Source organism: Gordonia sp. LMA484 (assembly GCF_058129505.1).
In genome coordinates, this window is sequence record NZ_CM176700.1 from 361,471 (window position 1) to 378,354 (window position 16,884).

Here is a 16,884-nt window from a genome sequence, read left to right on the forward strand (position 1 = left end):
ATGGGTGGTGGTGGGCCGGATCGGACATCGGTGGTGCCCCCGACCGGCGGCCGCGCATCGATTTCGCAATGAATATTGATACTATTTCTGCACTTCGCAGCGTTCTGGCGCCGCCAAAACTAGAACAAGTTCTCGTTGGGGACTGTTATCGGCGCCACAATGTGCTTCAATGAGATTGAAACAGGTTCTAATCTCACAGCGAGGTGGTGTGACGTGACCCAGGCTCAGGGTGCGACGACCGGCGCCGACACGGGGGGCGCTGAGGCAGGATGTCCGTTCATGGAGGAGGAGGGCTGGGACTTCACCAGCCCGGCCCTGCTCGAGAAGGGCATCCCGGTCAAGGAGTTCGCGCAACTCCGCAAAACGGCTCCGGTCTGGTGGAATGCCCAATTGCCGGGCAAGGGGGGTGGCTTCCACGACGGAGGCTATTGGGTCGTCTCGAAGCACGCCCACATCCGGGAGATCTCCAAGAACAACGACGACTGGGCGACCGCGCCCAACGGCGTCATCATGCGTTTCGAAGACGAGATGACGCAGGAACAGCTCGACGTCACCAAGGCGTTGCTGATCAACCACGACCCGCCGGACCACACCCGTCTGCGCAAGCTGGTGTCCAAGGCGTTCACCCCGCGTGCCGTGCAGGCGCTGGAGGACAAGCTCGACAACGCGGCACGCACCATCGTCGGCAAGGCCGCGGAGAAGGGAACCGGTGACTTCGTCCACGACGTGGCCGTCGACCTCCCGCTGTTGGCCATCGCCGATCTGTTGGGCGTTCCCGAAGTCGACCGCGAGAAGCTGTTCGACTGGTCGAACTCGATGATGAACTACGACGATCCCGACTTCACCGAGGACCCGCAGCTGGCCTCCGCGGAGATCCTCGGCTACGGCTACACGATGGCCGAGGAACGTCGGAAGTCGCCGGTCGATGACATCGTCTCCACTCTGGTGAATGCCGACATCGACGGACAGAGTCTCGACGAGACCGAGTTCGGCTTCTTCTTCATCCTGCTGACCGTCGCCGGCAACGAGACCACCCGCAACGCGATCAGCCACGGCATGAACGCGTTCCTGGAACACCCCGATCAGTGGGAGCTGTTCAAGAAGGAGCGACCGGCCACCGCCGTCGACGAGATCGTCCGGTGGGCCACGCCCGTCAACTGCTTCCAGCGAACCGCCAAGCGCGACACCCAGATCGGTGGCGTCGACGTGAAGGAAGGCGAGCGCGTCGGCCTGTTCTACGGCTCGGCGAACTACGACGAGGACGTCTTCGACGACCCGTTCGACTTCAATATCCTCAGGGACCCCAACCCGCACGTCGGATTCGGCGGCAACGGCGCTCATTTCTGTGTCGGCGCGAACCTGGCCCGGATGGAGATCAACCTGATGTTCAACGCGCTGGCCGACCTGGTCCCCGACATCAGTCGGCTCGAGGCCCCCCGTCGTCTCCGTCACGGATGGATCAACGGCGTGAAGGAGCTGCAGGTCGACTACGGGACGAAATGACAACCCAGCAGGCCGGACCGGGTCATGACACCCCGGCCTATCTGAACATCGATCGCGAGAATCATCCCGCGGTCGTGGCCGGCCGTCGATCTCGTGAGCTGGTCGCATCGCGCGACAAGCAGGCGTGGGTGGACAACTTCGCCGCCGAGGGGTCGGTGGAGGATCCGGTCGGGCCGTCCATGTTCGATCCCGAGGGCAAGGGCTTCCGCGGGCACGGACAGATCGCCGAGTTCTGGGACAAGTCGATCGCGACGACGGAGAGCATCGAGTTCGTCTTCGACGACGAGATCATCTGCGGTAACGAGGTCGCCTATGTCGGCAAGATCGTCACGCACATAGCGGGGCACGTCTCCGAGGCGCACGGTGTGTTCACCTACCGGGCCGACGATGATGGCAAACTCCTTGCGCTGCGGGCATTCTGGGAGGTCGAGAAGACCATCAACTCGGTTCGTCGCGCCTGAGGAGCAGATCACGAATCCACCCCGCCTCTTGTCAGACACCTTCGTCGCGTACCAAGGTGAATGACGAGAGGCGGGGTGGATGTCGTCACCGCCCCGTACCGCACTCGGCTGCAAAGGTGGAGCGATGCGCGCTGTCGGAAGAATCGGCAACTATGGCAGGGCGCTTCGCGCGTCGAAGCGGCACCGCACCGACTTGTACCGATGGCTCCTGCGCCGGCCGCAGCTGGCCGGTGCGACCGGGATCTACGAAACCGCACTCCTGTTCAGCAACCGACTCGATCCGAGTCTCAAAGAACTCGCCGAACTCAAGACCGCCGGAATGGTGAGCTGCGAATTCTGTCTCGACATCGGCTCGGCGCTCGCTCGCGGCAGCGGAATCACCGAAGAGCAGCTACGCGACCTACCCCGGTTTCGCGACAGCGGCGCCTACAGCGCGCTGGAGAAGCTCGTCATCGGCTACGCCGAGGCGATGACCCGCACACCCGCTGTCGGCGACGACCTCACCGAACTGCGTACCCAGCTCTCGGCGCATCTGTCGCGTACCCAGATCGCCGAACTCGCCGCGACCATCGCCTGGGAGAACCAGCGGGCACGGCTGAATCAGGCCCTCGGCGTGCGCCCGACGGGGATGTCGGATGGCGCGGCGTGCGCGCTGCCGGAGGTCGAGTAGGGGTTCGGGGCGCTGTCGTGTCGGACTCGGTTAGTACCGGACTCCGTTCCTGCCGAGAGAACCCATTTTTGCGCCGAGAGAACCCTCGTTTGCGCCGACGGCATCCGTTGGGAGCCGGAGGGCGGGTTCTCTCGACGCAAAAATGGGTTCTCTCGGCACCCGTGCTGGGCGCGCTGGGAGGTGACCTTTCGGGCGGCAGCCGTGCTGGGCGCGCTGGGAGGTGACCTTTCGGGCGGCAGCCGTGTTGGGCGCGCTGGGAGGTGACGTTTCGGGCGGCAGCCGTGCTGGGCGCGCTGGGAGGTGACGTTTCGGGCGGCAGCCGTGCTGGGTGCGCTGGGCGGTGACGTTTCGGGCGGCAGCCGTGCTGGGTGCGCTGGGAGGTGACCTTTCGGGCTAGTGAATGGGCTTGTCGGCCCCCACCAGCCACATCGAGAAGTATTGCGAGCCACCGCCGTAGGCGTGTCCGAGCGCCTTGCGGGCGTCGGCGACCTGATGGTCGCCCGCCTTGCCCATCACCTGGATGGCGGCCTCGGCGAAGCGGATCATGCCGGACGCGCCGATCGGGTTCGACGACAGCACGCCGCCCGAGGCGTTGAGCGGGATGCGCCCACCGATCTCGGTCTCGCCGGCCTCGGTGAGTTTCCACCCTTCGCCCTCAGGCGCGAATCCGAGGCTCTCCAACCACATCGGTTCGAACCAGGAGAACGGCACGTACACTTCGGCGACGTCGATCTCCTCGACGGGATTGTCGATGCCGCCGGCCTTCCACAGCGCGGCGGCGGCATCTCGGCTGGCCTGCGGGCTCACCACGTTGCGGTGTGCGAACGACAGCGGTTCTGTGCGCATCGCGGTGGCGTGAATCCAGGCGACCGGATTGCCGCCCGCGATGGCGTCGTCGGCGACCTGCTCGTCGCCGATCACCACGGCGCACGCGCCATCGGAGGAGGGACACGTCTCGTCGTAACGGATGGGGTCCCACAGCATCTGGCTGGCCATCACCTTCTCGACGGTGAGGTCGGACTGCTGCAGGTGAGCGAGCGGGTTGAGCGAGCCGTTGCGCCGATCCTTGGCCGCGACCATCGCACCGATGTGCTCGGGTGCGCCGGACTGCCGGATGTAGGCGCGTACGTGGGGGGCGAAGAATCCGCCGGCCCCGGCGCCCACCGGCTTGGTGAACGGAACCGGGATCGACAGTGCCCACATGGCATTCGACTCCGACTGCTTCTCCCAGGCGACCGCCAGCACACGTTTGTGCACACCGGCGAACACCAGCGACGCGGCCACGTTTGCTGTCGAACCACCGACGGAACCCGCCGTGTGCACCCGGATCATTCGTTTGCCGACCGCGCCGAGCGCCTCGGCCATCGCGAGTTCCGGCATCATCGAACCCTCGAAGAGGTCCGGCGCCTTGCCGATCACGATCGCATCCACGTCGTCGAGTGACACGCGGGCGTCGGCCAGCGCGGCGTCGATGGCCTCACGGCACATGCCGGCCATCGTGACGTCGTGGCGTTTGGCGACGTACTTGGTCTGCCCGGTGCCGATGACAGCTGCGCGGTTGTTGTGTGCCATCAGTTCTCGTCTCCTGCCAGAGTGACCACCATGTTCTGCTGCAGCAGCGGACCGCTCGACGCATGCGCCAGCGCGGTGCCCGCGTTGCCCCTGAGGATCTCGTGCGCCGCGTAACCGACGCGCTGCAGGCCCGCGGTGAACAGTGAGTTGCCGGCCAGCGAGCCGCCGGACGGGTTGACTCGCACCGACTCCGGCAGTCCGAGTGCGTTGCGCACGATGAGTTCCTGGTGGGTGAACGACGCGTTGATCTCCGCCACGTCGACGGCGCGGCTGCGATCACCGAATGCGGTGTCGCCGGCCAGCTTCGTCGACGGCGACTCCGTGAGGTCGCGGGCCCCGAAGTTCGGTGTGTCGATGCGATGATCCCATCCGGTCACGAAGGCCGGGTTGGCGACCAGTTCGCGGGCCTTGCGTTCACTCGCGATGATCACCGCCGCCGCGGCGTCGGTATACGGCGCGATGTCATGGGCGCGCAGCGGATTCGCCATGTAGTCCGCGGCGAGCAGATCGTCCACCGACGATCCGGTGGTGCGGGCGGCGACTGCCGCCATGTCCGCCTCGGTCCAGGCGCCGGAGTCGATGCCGGCCCGGGCCTGCAGGGCGCCGAGCGATCGCGCGTCCGGCCACAGCGGCCCGACGGTGTACGGGTCGAGCTGAAGGGCCAGGGTCTGATCCATGTTGCCCGAGGTGGACTTGCCGAAGCCGTAGGCCAGGGCCAGGTCGACTTCGCCGGTGGCGATCTTGACCCACGCCTCGTACAGGGCCCACGCGCCGTCCATCTCGACGTGCGACTCGTGGATGGGCGGCATGGCCCCGATCGAGTCGATCGCCGAGATGAACGAGAATGCCCGTCCGGCAAGGTAATCAGATGATCCGCTGCACCAGAACTCGATGTCGGTGCGGGCGATGCCGAGGTCGGCGTAGAGCTTGTTGAAGCATGGGATCAACATCTCGACACCATTGGTGGTGCCGTGTGTCCCGACGACGTTCGGGCTGTGTGCGAACCCGATGATCGCGATCCGGGGGAGGGTCACAGGTACTCCTTGAAGATGGAAGACGGGTCAGAGGTGGTCGCGGTAGGACTCGTAGTCGGCGTCCGGTTCACCCGTCGGGGCGAAGTGGCTGATGTTGCCGATCGAGTACTCCCATTCGTCCTCGGGTTGCCACACGGCCTTGACCCGCATGCCCATCCGGACATCGGCGGCCTCGCAATCCAGGATGAGGTGCAGGAACGGGATGTCGGTGCCGTCGAGCAACACGTAGGCCGCCACATACGGCGGCTTGATCCGCTGTCCCTGGAACGGGACGTTCACGATGCAGAAGGTCGTGACGATCCCGGTGTGCGCCAACTCGACTCGCTCGACCGATGCCGAACCGTCTGACGGGCTGACCGCCTTGGGTGGGAAGTAGACGCGACCGGCGTCGACACCCGATCCGATCCGAGAGCCGTAGAGTTTGCCGGCCTTGAGTCCCTTGAGGTACCAGGACTCCTCCTCGGTGGCCGAATGGATGATCTCGGTGGTGATCGGGGTGGGGATGACCACCAGGTCGCCCTCGGGATTGTCTGCTTCGTTCGCCGGAGCGGCGTCGGCGGTGTCTCCGGGCGCGAAGTGGGCGATGTCGTCGATGCGGCCGATGCGGGCGGCTTTCCAGACGGCGTGCACCCGCAGCCCGGTCGAGATGTCGGCTGGTGAGTCGACGGCAACGGCATGCAGGAGTGCGGTATCGGCCCCGTCGAGCTTGATGAGCGCCCACGCGAACGGCTTGTCGAGGGGTTGGGGGGTCAACGGATCCGGTTGCCACGACCAACTGACGACCGTGCCCACCGTGGCCACATCGACCAACTCGGTGGTCTTGGCGCCGCCGACCTGATCGAACTCGCGCGGCGGTACCGACACCGAGCCGTCGCTGCTGCGCGAGCCGATGATGCGGCCGTCGCGCAGGGCGAGAGCGAATTGGCTCAGCACGGGGCCGAGGGACCGTGTGTAGTCGAACGAGTTCTTCAGCGGCGCCGACAGGATCTCCGACTGCGGCTCGGGAACCTCGGCGACCGGGCTGGCCGGGGCAGGGCGGGGTGCAGTTGTGCTGGTGCTCACCCATCGAGTAGAACACGTTCTAGTATTGGGGCACAAGGTGCACGTCACGGAGCCGTGGAGGACGAACAGGTGAAGCTCGGACTACAACTCGGATACTGGGGCGCCGGACCCATCGACAATGCGCCGGAACTCATCGCGGCCGCCGAGGAATCCGGCTTCGACGCTGTGTTCACCGCGGAGTCATGGGGTTCGGATGTCTACACCCCGCTGGCCTGGTGGGGTGCGGCGACCGAGCGTATCCGGCTTGGCACCGCGGTGGCGCAGTTGTCCGCGCGGCCACCGACCTCCCTGGCGATGGCTGCGCTGACGCTCGATCATCTATCGGGCGGCCGCCACATCATCGGGCTCGGGGTGTCCGGGCCACAGGTCGTAGAAGGGTGGTACGGGCAGCCGTTCGGCAAGCCGTTGGCGCGGACCCGCGAGTACGTCCGGGTGGTGCGCGATGTCCTCGCTCGTGAGGGCGTGGTGTCCAATTCCGGCCCGCACTATCCGCTGCCGTACCCCACCGACGCGCCCGGATCGACCGGATTGGGCAAGCCGCTCAAGCCGATCACTCATCCGTTGCGGGCCGACATCCCGATCTGGCTCGGCGCCGAGGGGCCGAAGAATGTCGCGCAGACCGGCGAGATCGCCGACGGATGGCTGGCGATCTTCTACAGTTTGCGTCTGGCCGATCAGTACGAGGAATGGCTGGCGGAGGGTTTCGCCCGGCCGGGTGCCCGACGCATCCGCGGTGAGTTCGAGGTCGCGGCCACCGTCCAGGTGGTGATCACCGACGACGTGGCATCGGCCGTCGAACGCTACCGGCCGTCGACTGCGCTGTACGTGGGCGGAATGGGCGCCAAGGAGAAGAACTTTCACGCCGAGCTATACCGCCGGATGGGCTATGGCGATGCGGTCGACGAGATCGGGGCGCTGTTCCGGGAAGGCCGCAAGGCCGAGGCCATGGCGGCGGTGCCCGACGAGATGGTCCGCGAGACGATGATTGCCGGGACCCCGGATGAGGTGCGCGCACAGATCAAACAGTGGGAGGCGGCCGGCGTGAGCATGCTGATGGTGACGGCGCGTGACGAGGGCACCATCCGTCAGTTGGCCACGCTGGTATGACCCTTCGTGACGCTCGCAAGCTCGCTCAGCTCGATCCCTGAGGAGGTCCGGAGCGCTAGCGGCAATGCCGCGCAGTTAAGGATGTGACTTCTGATGCAGAAGTGACACGCGGTATCGGCGTGTCGGAATTATAAACAACGGAACTCACGGTATCGATTGGATCGTCCGCCAAGACCATCCATCAACCAGGAGTTCCGTTGCCTGATCAGTCTGTCATGCCGACCACCGTTGTGACCGGTGTCGACCCGTTTGCTGCAGGTCAGCTCGGCGAGTTGACCCAGATCATTCCCCCTGAGATGGCCGATGCGGCACTGGCCGAAACCCGCACCACCCAGCGTCGGGTTCGGGTGCTGCCCTCCCGAGTCGTGGTGTATCTGCTGCTCGCGGCGGGACTATTCGCCGAGCTGGGCTATCAGCAGGTGTGGGCTCGGTTGACGTCCTCAGTACCCGCAGCGGCCTGCCCGGGCAGCTCGGCGTTGGCCCAGGCCCGCCGCCGGATCGGCCCGGCACCATTGCGCGCGTTGTTCGAGTTACTCGCCGGCGACACCGGCGGCGCCGCCCGCTGGCGCGGACTGCACGTGTGTGCGATCGACGGCACGACGATGGTGATCCCCGACAGCCCGGCCAATGGTGGCCGCTACCGACACGTCAAAGGCACCCACGGTGGCTCGACCTACCCGATCGTGCGGCTGGTGGCGCTAGTTACCTGCGGTACCCGCACACTGTGTGATGCGGTGTTCGGACCCGACACCATCGGCGAAATTGACTACGCAACACAACTATTACGATCAATCAGGCCCGGGATGCTCATCCTCTACGACCGCGGATTTGATGCCGCGGACCTGATGACCGCCATCCACGACACCGGCGCCGATTTCCTCATCCGCGGCCAGCGCACCCGCAAATCGCCCCGGTATGGCAGCTACCCCGACGGCAGCTGGCACACCATCATCGGCGGTGTCACGGTCCGCATCATCGACGCCGTCATCACCGTCAACACCACCACCGCCGACGGCCACACAATCGTGGGCACCGGACACTACCGGCTCCTGACATCGCTGACCGACTACCGCAGCTACCCCGCGGCCGACCTCGTCGAGCTGTATCACCAGCGATGGGAGATCGAAATCACCTACCTGGAACTGAAATCGAGCATCCTGGGCGGACGGGTGCTACGCGCCCGGACCCCGTCCGGGATCACCCAAGAGGTCTATGCCCTGCTCGTGGTGTACCAAGCACTACGCCTGGCCATCGCCGAGGCAACGATCAGTACCGACACCCAACCCGACCGCGGCAGTTTCACCGTCGCCCTCAACACCGCACGCGACGAAATCATCAAGGCCCGCAACATCATCGCCACAACCACCAGCACCGTCGACCTCATCGGCGCCATCGGCGCCGCCGTCCTTGCCCACCTACTCGGCCCCCGCCGCAACCGCCGATGCCCCCGCGTCACCAAACGTGCCATCTCCAAACACCGCGCGAAAGGAACCATCGACCGCACCAACTACCAGACCACCTACAACCTCACCATCGAACAATCTGCACCCGACGGTTGACAACACACCCCGAACACTAACTACGCGGCATTGGCGCTAGCGGAGGACCGTCACGAAGGGTCGGCCCTTCGTGACGCTTCGCTCGTTCCTCGCGAGGCTCCTCAGGGGCCGGGTGGGCGTGCTCGTTCCTCGCGAGGCTCCTCAACAGGGGGCGGGTGGGCGTGCTCGTTCCTCGCGAGGCTCCTCAGGGGCAGGGTGGCCGTGCTGGTTCCTCGCAAGCTCCTCGGGGGCCGGGTGGGCGTGCTGGTTCCTCGCAAGCTCCTCGGGGGCCGGGTGGGCATGCTCGTTCCTCGCAAGCTCCTCACGGGCCTGTGGGCAGGCTGTGCACTTCGTCGAGTAACTGAGTGGCAGCGTGAAGAGTGAAGTCGCGCAGCCACTCTGCCGGTCTTCCGCGGTCGGGAAGGTGTCGCCGCACGGCGGCGTACGGCAGGTCGACCACGGCGAAGGTGAGTCGGTCCATCACCTCGGGGCCGTCGGAGCCGAATCGTCGCCGGGCGTAGGCGCGCACGGCGTCGCGGGTGGATCGGTTGTGCCTCGTGAGTTCGGCGGCGAGTGTATCCGGCCAGGATCGTGTCAGATCCTGTTTGTCGTATTGCACGAGCAGAGCCGACTCTCCCGGATGTGCGGCGGTCCAGTCGAAGCAGTGCAGGACTGCTGACATGGCGGCCTCGACGACATCGTCTGTGCGCAGCGCAGCGACAAGGCCTTCCTGGTAGCTCACTATGGCGCGCAGCCACAGTCGCGCCATGAGTTCGTCGCGGCTGGCGAAACGGTGATAGACCGAACCCGACGGCGCGCCGATCCGTTGTGCGATGGCCGTCGCGGTGGCCGCGGTCGGTCCTGATTCGACGACGATCGCGAGTGCCGCGTCGAGGATTTCGTCAGTGCTGAATCGCGCTGTTCGACCCATGGCCCCGGACCATGCTCGTGCCCTGCGCGGCTGCTACCACGCGCTGTGTCCCGTCGCTGCCCACCATGCTGATGTCACAGCGCGCAACGGCTTTGGTCCGCCCCGCATGGACGAGAGTCGCGCGCGCCACCAACTCGCTGCCGTCGCGTGCGGGAGCGAGGTATTCGATCGAGAAGCCGCTGGTGACGATGTCCGTCCCGAGGCCGAGTGCAGCAGCGTAGGTCAGGGCATTGTCAGCGAGGTAGCTCAAGACACCACCGTGGATGTATCCGTACTGCTGACGCAGGTCGTCGCGAACATCCACGGCCAGTGTCACGCCGTCGTCGTCGACATGAGTCAGGCGGGCGCCGATCAGTCGACTGAACGGCTGCGCGTCGAGCACTTTGCGCGCGAGGTCGAGGTCCATCATTTATTAGAGAATCCTCTCTAATATTCTCGGTGTCAAGGTTGCCGGTCGAGGCGGATCTCCACCCGCAGATGGATTGACATCGGCTGCGGGCGGGCGCAAGGTCGAAATCGTGGTCAGGAAACTGAAGAACGACTGGTCGGGGCAGTCCTTTCCGCACGCCGGCCGGCGCAAGCCAATCGTCGGGGATCTCGGGGTGTCAGATCCGCGGCACCCGCTGCTCGATCTGCTCGTATGGGGCGCGGACCTCGGGCCGATCTACGAGATGCAGATCTTCCGGCAGAAGTTCGTATTCGTCTCGAGTGCGGAGCTCGCCGCCGAGCTGTGTGACGAGACCAGGTTCTGCAAAGGTTTGCCGCCGGCGATCACCGCGCTGCGGCAGTACGCCGGCGACGGCCTCTTCACCGCGTACAACGACGAGCCGAATTGGCAACTTGCGCATGAACTCCTGATTCCGGCGTTCACGAAGTCCGCGATGCAGTCGTATCACCCGATCATGCTGGCGACCGCAAGTGAGCTGTTCGAATACTGGGACAGGCAGGACGGGCCGGTCGACGTCACGCGCTCGATGACCAAGCTGACACTCGAGACACTCACCCGCGCCGCCTTCAGTCGCGACTTCGGTTCGTTCACCACCGCGGAGCCACATCCGTTCGTGGGTGCGATGATCCGCGCGCTGGAAACGGGACGACGCAAAGGAGCGCTGCTGACCGCGCCCGGTGGGGGACTGCTCGGCCGATACCTCGACCGCCGCAACGCCGATCAGCAGGCCTACGTCGACAGCCTGCTGGACGAGCTGATCGCCGACCGCGCCGAGTCCGACGACCAGCACGACCTTCTCGGCATCATGCTCAACGTCTCCCATCCGGAATCAGGGGAGAGATTATCGCCGTTGAACATTCGCTACCAGATCCTGACGTTCCTCGTGGCGGGACATGAGACCTCATCGGGTGCATTGTCTTTCGCGCTCTACTATCTGTCTCGCAATCCGGACTGCCTCGCCGCAGCGCAACGCGAGGCCGACGACATCCTGGGCGCTGATCCTGTCGCGACCCCGACCTTCGAACAGGTACCCAAGTTCCGATACATCCGGCGCTGCCTCGACGAAGCGCTGCGGATCTGGCCGACGGTACCGGCCTTCGCACGAAGCCCGCGCGAGGAGACGATGCTCGCCGATCGCTACCGCATGAGGCCCGAGGATTGGGCGGTCATCGTGCTCGGTCAGGTGCATCGGGACCCGGCGGTGTGGGAGAACCCCGACGTTTACGACCCGGACCGGTTCCTGCCCGCCAACGTCAAACGGCGGCCCGCGCACAGTTACAAGCCCTTCGGCGCCGGGCTGCGGGCGTGCATCGGACGTCAGTTCGCGCTGCATGAGGCGGTGCTCGTGCTCGCCTGCCTGCTGCACCGCTACGACTTGGCCGGCGACCCCGACTACGAGTTGGCCATCGACGAGCGTCTGACGATGGTGCCACGGGACTTCGAGCTGTCGTTGGAGCCGCGGCGGGCGGTCACCGGGTCTCGATACGTCCTCGGCTAGCGCCTCGGTCTACTCGACCAGCGGCGGAGTTGTCGTCGGCTGGTGGCTGGGGCTACTGGATCGGGGCGGGTCTCGATACGTCCTCGGCTAGCGCCTCGGTCTACTCGACCAGCGGGGGAGTCGTCGTCGGCTGGTGGCTGGGTCTGCTCGACCAGCGGGGGAGTTGTCGTCGGGTGGCGCCTCGGTCTACTCGACCAGCGGCGGAGTTGTCCTCGGCTAGCGCTTCGGTCTGCTCGACCAGCGGAATGGGATCACTCGCCCGTGAAGACCGGCTTCTCCTTGTTGGCGAAAGCCTTTGGCCCGACCTTGGCGTCCTTGCTCTTGAACACCGCGATGCCGAGCTTGGATTCGATCTCGAAGGCGTCGAGTTCGTGCATGCCCTCGGTGTCGCGCATGGTCTTGAGGATCGCCTGCACCGCGAGCGGTCCGTTGGCGGCGATGGTCTCGGCGATCTCGAGCGCTTTGTCGAGCGCTGAGCCGTCGGGCACCACGTAGCCGATCAGGCCGTACTCCTTCGCCTCGGCCGCCGTGATGTGCCGGCCGGTGAGCAGGAGATCGGCGGCGATCGTGTACGGGATCTGGCGCGGGAGCCGGACGGCGCTGCCGCCCAGTGGGAACAGTCCCCAGCGTGCCTCGGCGACACCGAATTTGGCGGTCTCGCCGGCCACGCGGATGTCGGTGCCTTGCAGGATCTCGGTGCCACCGGCAATCGCCGGGCCTTCGACGGCCGCGATCAACGGCTTGGTGAGTCGTCGGCCCTTGAGCAACGCCGGCAGGCTGGCCGGATTCCAGCTGCCCTGCTCGGCGGTGTCACCGGGCGAGTTCTGGTTCATCGCCTTGAGGTCCATGCCCGCGCAGAAGGCGCCGCCGGCACCGGTCAGGATCGCCACGCGAATATCAGGATCGTCGTCGACCTGGTCCCATGCCTCGACCATGATCCGCATCATCTCGGCCGACAGTGCGTTACGCGCTTCGGGACGGTTCATGGTCACGATCAGAACGTGGCCGCGCTTCTCGACGAGGCAATCGGGTCCTCGGTCGGTGGTGGTCTCGGAGCCGGCAATTGTGGTCATCGTCGTCCCTCGCGAATTCGGTGCGTGATTGCTGCTTGCTCGAAACGATAACACGTTCTAATTTTGAAGCCATGGCCTATACGATCGCCGATCTCATCGAGCATGCCGTCGACCTGGTCCCGGACCGGGTCGCCCTGGAATCCGGAGACCTGTCCCGCACCTACGCCCAACTCGAGGCGCGCTCGAACGCGCTCGCGCACAAGTTACGTTCGCTCGGCGTCCAACCGGGCGACCGCGTGGGGCTGTACAGCAGGAACACGCTCGAGGCGGTCGAGTCGATGGTCGCCATCTTCAAGGCCCGGGCGGTGATGGTCAACGTCAACTACCGCTACGTCGAGGCCGAGCTCGAGCACATCTTCACCGACTCGGGGATGAAGGTGCTCATCCATGAGCGGCAGTATTGCGAGCGGGTGTGCAACACGTTGCCGAAGGCGCCCTCGATCGAGCATCGGATCGCGATCGAGGACGGTTCCGACGTCTCGCTCGGGTGCGCGGGGTACGAGGACACCATCCGCTTCGAGGACGCCATCGCCGAGTCTTCGACCGAACGCGACTTCGAAGAGCGCAGCAACGACGACCTGTACATGCTCTACACCGGCGGCACCACCGGGAAGCCGAAAGGTGTCGTCTGGCGCCAGGAGGATGTCTGGCGGGTCCTTGGCGGCGGAATCGACTGGTACACAAGCACCCCGGTGGCCGACGAATGGCAACTCGCGCGGGAAGGGGCCGACGGCGGTCAGCTCGTGCGGTTCCCGATCCCGCCGTTCATCCACGGCGGGTCCCAGTGGGCCATCTTCCAGGCGCTCTTCGGCGGCGGCAAAGCCGTGGTGTATCCCGAATTCAGTGGCGCCCGGGTGTGGGAGATCATCGAGCGTCACGGCGTCAACGTCGTATTCATCACCGGAGATGCCATGGGGCGCCCCATGATCGAGGCGCTGTCGGAGAAGGACGACTACGACCTGTCCAGCGTGCTGTCCATCGCATCGTCGGCGTGCCTGTTCTCGCCGAGTATCAAGGAACAGTTCATCGACCGGTTCCCGAACGCGGTGATCATCGACGCGATCGGATCGTCGGAGACGGGCTTCGGTGGTCTCGGTGTCGCGTCGAAGGACTCACCACACACCGGCGGGCCACGCGTCAACGCCGACAGCGAAACCCATGTGCTCCGGGAGGACGGCACGCGGGTCGAACCGGGCAGCGGCGAGATCGGTGTGCTCGCCCGGACCGGCCACATCCCGCTGCGCTATCACAACGATCCGGAGAAGTCGGCGAAAACCTTCAAGGAGTTCAACGGGATTCGCTACTCACTGCCCGGTGACTTCGCGCAGGTGGACTCCGACGGCACCATCACCATGCTGGGTCGCGGATCGGTCTCCATCAACACGGGCGGGGAGAAGGTGTTCCCCGAGGAGGTCGAGGGTGCGCTCAAGGCCCACCCCGACGTCTTCGACACCGTCGTCGTCGGGGTCGCCGACGACCGCTTCGGCCAGCGTGTGGCCGCCGTCATCGCCACGCGCGACGGGGTGCGAACCACCCTCGCCGACCTCAACGATGTGGTCCGCAAGGAACTCGCCGGCTACAAGTGCCCGCGCAGTGTGTGGTTCGTCGACGAGATCAAGCGATCCCCGGCCGGCAAACCGGACTACCGGTGGGGCGCCGCCATCACCGCAGAACGACCCGCAGACGAGGCGCTGTCCGCGCCGGAGAAGAGCTGATCATGCGTACCGAAATCGCCGATCGTTTCGGCATCGAGTACCCGATCTTCGGGTTCACGCCGAGTCAGGACGTGGCGGCCGCCATCAGCCGGGCCGGTGGACTCGGGGTGCTCGGCTGTGTGCGCTTCAACGAGGCCGACGAACTCGACGCGGTGCTCGAATGGATGCACGAGAACACCGACGGCAAGCCGTTCGGCGTGGACATCGTGATGCCGGCCAAGATCCCCACCGAGGGCAGCAAGATGGACCTGGACTCGATGATCCCGCCGGAGCATCGAGCATTCGTGGAACGCACTCTCGACGATCTGGGCGTCCCGCCTTTGCCCAACGGCGAACGGGTCGACGCCGGCGTACTGGGCTGGCTGCATTCGGTGGCCCGGTCGCACGTGGACATCTCGATGGAACACGTGCGCAAATATGGTCAGATCAAGCTGATCGCGAATGCGCTCGGTTCGCCGCCGGCCGACGTCATCGCGACATCGCACGACAACGGTGTGCTGGTGGCCGCGCTGGCCGGCGCCAAGGAGCATGCGCTGCATCACGTCGAGGCCGGGGTCGACATCGTCATCGCCCAGGGTTACGAAGGCGGTGGCCACACCGGCGAGGTCACCTCGATGGTCCTCTGGCCTGAACTCGTCGATGCGATGGGCGATTCGGCGCCGGTGCTGGCTGCCGGTGGCGTGGGCAGTGGCCGCCAGATCGCCGCGGCCATCGCCCTCGGTGCGCAGGGTGTGTGGATGGGCACCTACTGGCTGACCGCCGCGGAGTACAAGCTCGGTATGGAACCCGACGCCGACGGTCCGTCGACGGTCCAGAAGGCGCTGCTCAAGGCGACGTCGCGGGACACGGTTCGTCGGCGCATCTACTCGGGCAAGCCGGCGCGACTGCTGAAGACCAAGTGGACCGACGCGTGGGACGCTCCCGGCGCTCCTGATCCGCTGCCGATGCCGCTGCAGAATCTGCTCGTCGCAGAGGCGCACGCCCGGATCTCGGCCGCAGACGATCCCGAGGTCGTCGCCATGCCCGCGGGCCAGATCGTCGGCCGATGCAATGAGATCGTGCCCGTCGCCGACCTCATCGCGGGTCTGGTGTCCGAGTACGAGCAAGCGGTCGCCCGGATGAACGACACGCTGAAGACGCCGGTGAGCTGAGACGGGCCATCGCGGGTTCCTCCGTCGGATCTCCATTCGTCCGCCGGAAGTAACGACAGGAAGAGTCAGGGTCCGTCGGAAGAACCCAGTGGCGCGAGCCGAGAACGGTACCGCGCATTTGACGTTCGTGGTGGACTGGTCTGGAGACCCGCACTCGACGAATGGACATCGATGTCACGTAACCAGGTGACCCAGACCGTGGACCGTGTCACCGACAGCGACTGGTTCGAACGCGCGGCTCGCGCCGGCTACGTGGTGACCGGGCTGCTGCACCTGCTGATCGCCTACATCATCGTGCGAATCGCATTCGGTGACGGTGGCAGCGCAGACAACTCCGGCGCGCTGGCCGTGTTCGCGGGCGAACCGGGCGGACGCCTGGTGCTGTGGCTTGGGGTGGTCGCGTTCGCGGCGCTTGCTTTGTGGCGCCTCGCCGAAGCGATCGTAGGCGGGAAGGCCAATGAGCAGCGCTCCTCCGACGACGGGCTGAGTGGTTGGTTCGATCGGGGCAAGGCGCTCGCTCTCTGTGTGGTCTACGTGGGACTCGCCTGGTCCGCCGCCACATTTGCGATGGGCAGCGGAAAGTCGAGCAGCAAACAGAACGCGACGATGAGTGCTCGCCTCATGCAGCACACCGGCGGCCGGGTGGTGCTCGTGATCGTCGGGCTGGTGATCATCGGGGTAGGTGTGTACTTCGTCTACAAGGGCGTGACCCGCAACTTCCTCGACGACCTGCGCACCGGCGGCGGGAAACTGGTCACCACGACCGGGGTCGTCGGCTACTCGGCCAAGGGCGTGGTGCTCGCGGGCGCCGGTGTGCTGGTGATCGTGGCGGCCGTTCGCGCCGATCCGGCGAAGGCTGCCGGAATGGACGCCGCGATCAAGACGCTCGCCGGTCTGCCGGCCGGTCAGTTGCTCCTCATCCTCGGCGCCCTCGGGCTCGCCGCCTACGGCGTCTACTGCTTCGTGATGTCGCGCTGGGCGCGCATGTAGCCCGGCGGCGTCGCGCCGTCGCCGGCCGTCGTCGCGCCGTCGCTCAGTGTTCTTCCCCCGCATGTTGTTTCGTTCGTCCCCAGCAGGCCGGGGACGAAGTCATACCCGGGGGACGAAGCGATGTTGGGCCG

General features: G+C 65.9%; 15 protein-coding genes. 9 read left to right on the forward strand and 6 right to left on the reverse strand.

Annotation, left to right across the window (positions count from 1 at the left end):
• Positions 1 to 213: 213 nt before the first annotated feature.
• From AC4AMJ_RS01610 to AC4AMJ_RS01620, 3 genes are all read left to right on the forward strand, one after another.
• A complete protein-coding gene (locus tag AC4AMJ_RS01610; protein ID WP_489916870.1) occupies positions 214 to 1,503 on the forward strand; it encodes a cytochrome P450 in 1,290 nt (429 codons plus the stop codon).
• Positions 1,500 to 1,964 (forward strand): nuclear transport factor 2 family protein, encoded by a 465-nt coding sequence (locus tag AC4AMJ_RS01615; RefSeq protein WP_489897320.1) that lies wholly within the window; start codon positions 1,500 to 1,502, stop codon positions 1,962 to 1,964. Before AC4AMJ_RS01610 ends, AC4AMJ_RS01615 begins: the two co-directional genes overlap by 4 nt.
• 124 nt (positions 1,965 to 2,088) lie before the next feature.
• Entirely contained in the window at positions 2,089 to 2,634 is a 546-nt protein-coding gene (locus AC4AMJ_RS01620; protein ID WP_489897319.1) for a carboxymuconolactone decarboxylase family protein, read from the forward strand.
• Positions 2,635 to 3,027: 393 nt separating this feature from the next.
• Here the strand turns inward: AC4AMJ_RS01620 and AC4AMJ_RS01625 are convergent, their stop codons facing one another.
• From AC4AMJ_RS01625 to AC4AMJ_RS01635, 3 genes are read right to left on the reverse strand one after another with little or no spacing between them, the layout of a single operon-like run.
• Positions 3,028 to 4,206 (reverse strand): thiolase domain-containing protein, encoded by a 1,179-nt coding sequence (locus AC4AMJ_RS01625; RefSeq protein ID WP_489897318.1) that lies wholly within the window; start codon positions 4,204 to 4,206, stop codon positions 3,028 to 3,030.
• The gene (locus tag AC4AMJ_RS01630) at positions 4,206 to 5,240 is read right to left on the reverse strand and encodes a thiolase domain-containing protein (protein WP_489916872.1); all 1,035 of its coding nucleotides are present in this window, start codon (positions 5,238 to 5,240) and stop codon (positions 4,206 to 4,208) included. Before AC4AMJ_RS01630 ends, AC4AMJ_RS01625 begins: the two co-directional genes overlap by 1 nt.
• A gap of 27 nt (positions 5,241 to 5,267) precedes the next feature.
• Positions 5,268 to 6,302 (reverse strand): Zn-ribbon domain-containing OB-fold protein, encoded by a 1,035-nt coding sequence (locus AC4AMJ_RS01635; protein WP_489897316.1) that lies wholly within the window; start codon positions 6,300 to 6,302, stop codon positions 5,268 to 5,270.
• A gap of 69 nt (positions 6,303 to 6,371) precedes the next feature.
• Between AC4AMJ_RS01635 and AC4AMJ_RS01640 the strand changes: the two genes are divergently transcribed.
• Positions 6,372 to 7,409 carry an LLM class F420-dependent oxidoreductase gene (locus AC4AMJ_RS01640; protein ID WP_489918352.1) on the forward strand — a complete coding sequence of 346 codons (1,038 nt, stop codon included), beginning with the start codon at positions 6,372 to 6,374 and terminating at the stop codon, positions 7,407 to 7,409.
• A 215-nt stretch (positions 7,410 to 7,624) separates the two neighbouring features.
• Positions 7,625 to 8,968: an IS4 family transposase gene (locus AC4AMJ_RS01645; protein WP_489916874.1), complete on the forward strand. Its 1,344-nt coding sequence runs from the start codon at positions 7,625 to 7,627 to the stop codon at positions 8,966 to 8,968.
• 301 nt (positions 8,969 to 9,269) lie between these two features.
• Here the strand turns inward: AC4AMJ_RS01645 and AC4AMJ_RS01650 are convergent, their stop codons facing one another.
• Both AC4AMJ_RS01650 and AC4AMJ_RS01655 read right to left on the reverse strand, forming a co-directional pair.
• Positions 9,270 to 9,878 carry a TetR/AcrR family transcriptional regulator gene (locus AC4AMJ_RS01650; RefSeq protein ID WP_489916876.1) on the reverse strand — a complete coding sequence of 203 codons (609 nt, stop codon included), beginning with the start codon at positions 9,876 to 9,878 and terminating at the stop codon, positions 9,270 to 9,272.
• Positions 9,850 to 10,287, reverse strand: a complete 438-nt coding sequence (locus AC4AMJ_RS01655; RefSeq protein WP_489897314.1) for a PaaI family thioesterase — start codon at positions 10,285 to 10,287, stop codon at positions 9,850 to 9,852. The genes AC4AMJ_RS01650 and AC4AMJ_RS01655 overlap by 29 nt, the downstream gene beginning before the upstream one ends.
• A 109-nt stretch (positions 10,288 to 10,396) precedes the next feature.
• On the opposite strand from AC4AMJ_RS01655, the gene AC4AMJ_RS01660 reads away from it, so the two are divergent.
• On the forward strand, positions 10,397 to 11,824 hold the full coding sequence (locus tag AC4AMJ_RS01660; protein WP_489916878.1) for a cytochrome P450: 1,428 nt from the start codon (positions 10,397 to 10,399) through the stop codon (positions 11,822 to 11,824).
• 251 nt (positions 11,825 to 12,075) lie between these two features.
• On the opposite strand, the gene AC4AMJ_RS01665 is transcribed toward AC4AMJ_RS01660, so the two are convergent.
• A complete protein-coding gene (locus tag AC4AMJ_RS01665; protein WP_489897312.1) occupies positions 12,076 to 12,897 on the reverse strand; it encodes a crotonase/enoyl-CoA hydratase family protein in 822 nt (273 codons plus the stop codon).
• A 71-nt stretch (positions 12,898 to 12,968) separates the two neighbouring features.
• Between AC4AMJ_RS01665 and AC4AMJ_RS01670 the strand changes: the two genes are divergently transcribed.
• From AC4AMJ_RS01670 to AC4AMJ_RS01680, 3 genes are all read left to right on the forward strand, one after another.
• A complete protein-coding gene (locus AC4AMJ_RS01670) occupies positions 12,969 to 14,612 on the forward strand; it encodes an acyl-CoA synthetase (protein WP_489916880.1) in 1,644 nt (547 codons plus the stop codon).
• A gap of 2 nt (positions 14,613 to 14,614) precedes the next feature.
• Positions 14,615 to 15,763 carry an NAD(P)H-dependent flavin oxidoreductase gene (locus AC4AMJ_RS01675; protein WP_489916882.1) on the forward strand — a complete coding sequence of 383 codons (1,149 nt, stop codon included), beginning with the start codon at positions 14,615 to 14,617 and terminating at the stop codon, positions 15,761 to 15,763.
• A 171-nt stretch (positions 15,764 to 15,934) separates the two neighbouring features.
• The gene (locus tag AC4AMJ_RS01680; RefSeq protein WP_489916884.1) at positions 15,935 to 16,753 is read left to right on the forward strand and encodes a DUF1206 domain-containing protein; all 819 of its coding nucleotides are present in this window, start codon (positions 15,935 to 15,937) and stop codon (positions 16,751 to 16,753) included.
• Positions 16,754 to 16,884: the final 131 nt, after the last annotated feature.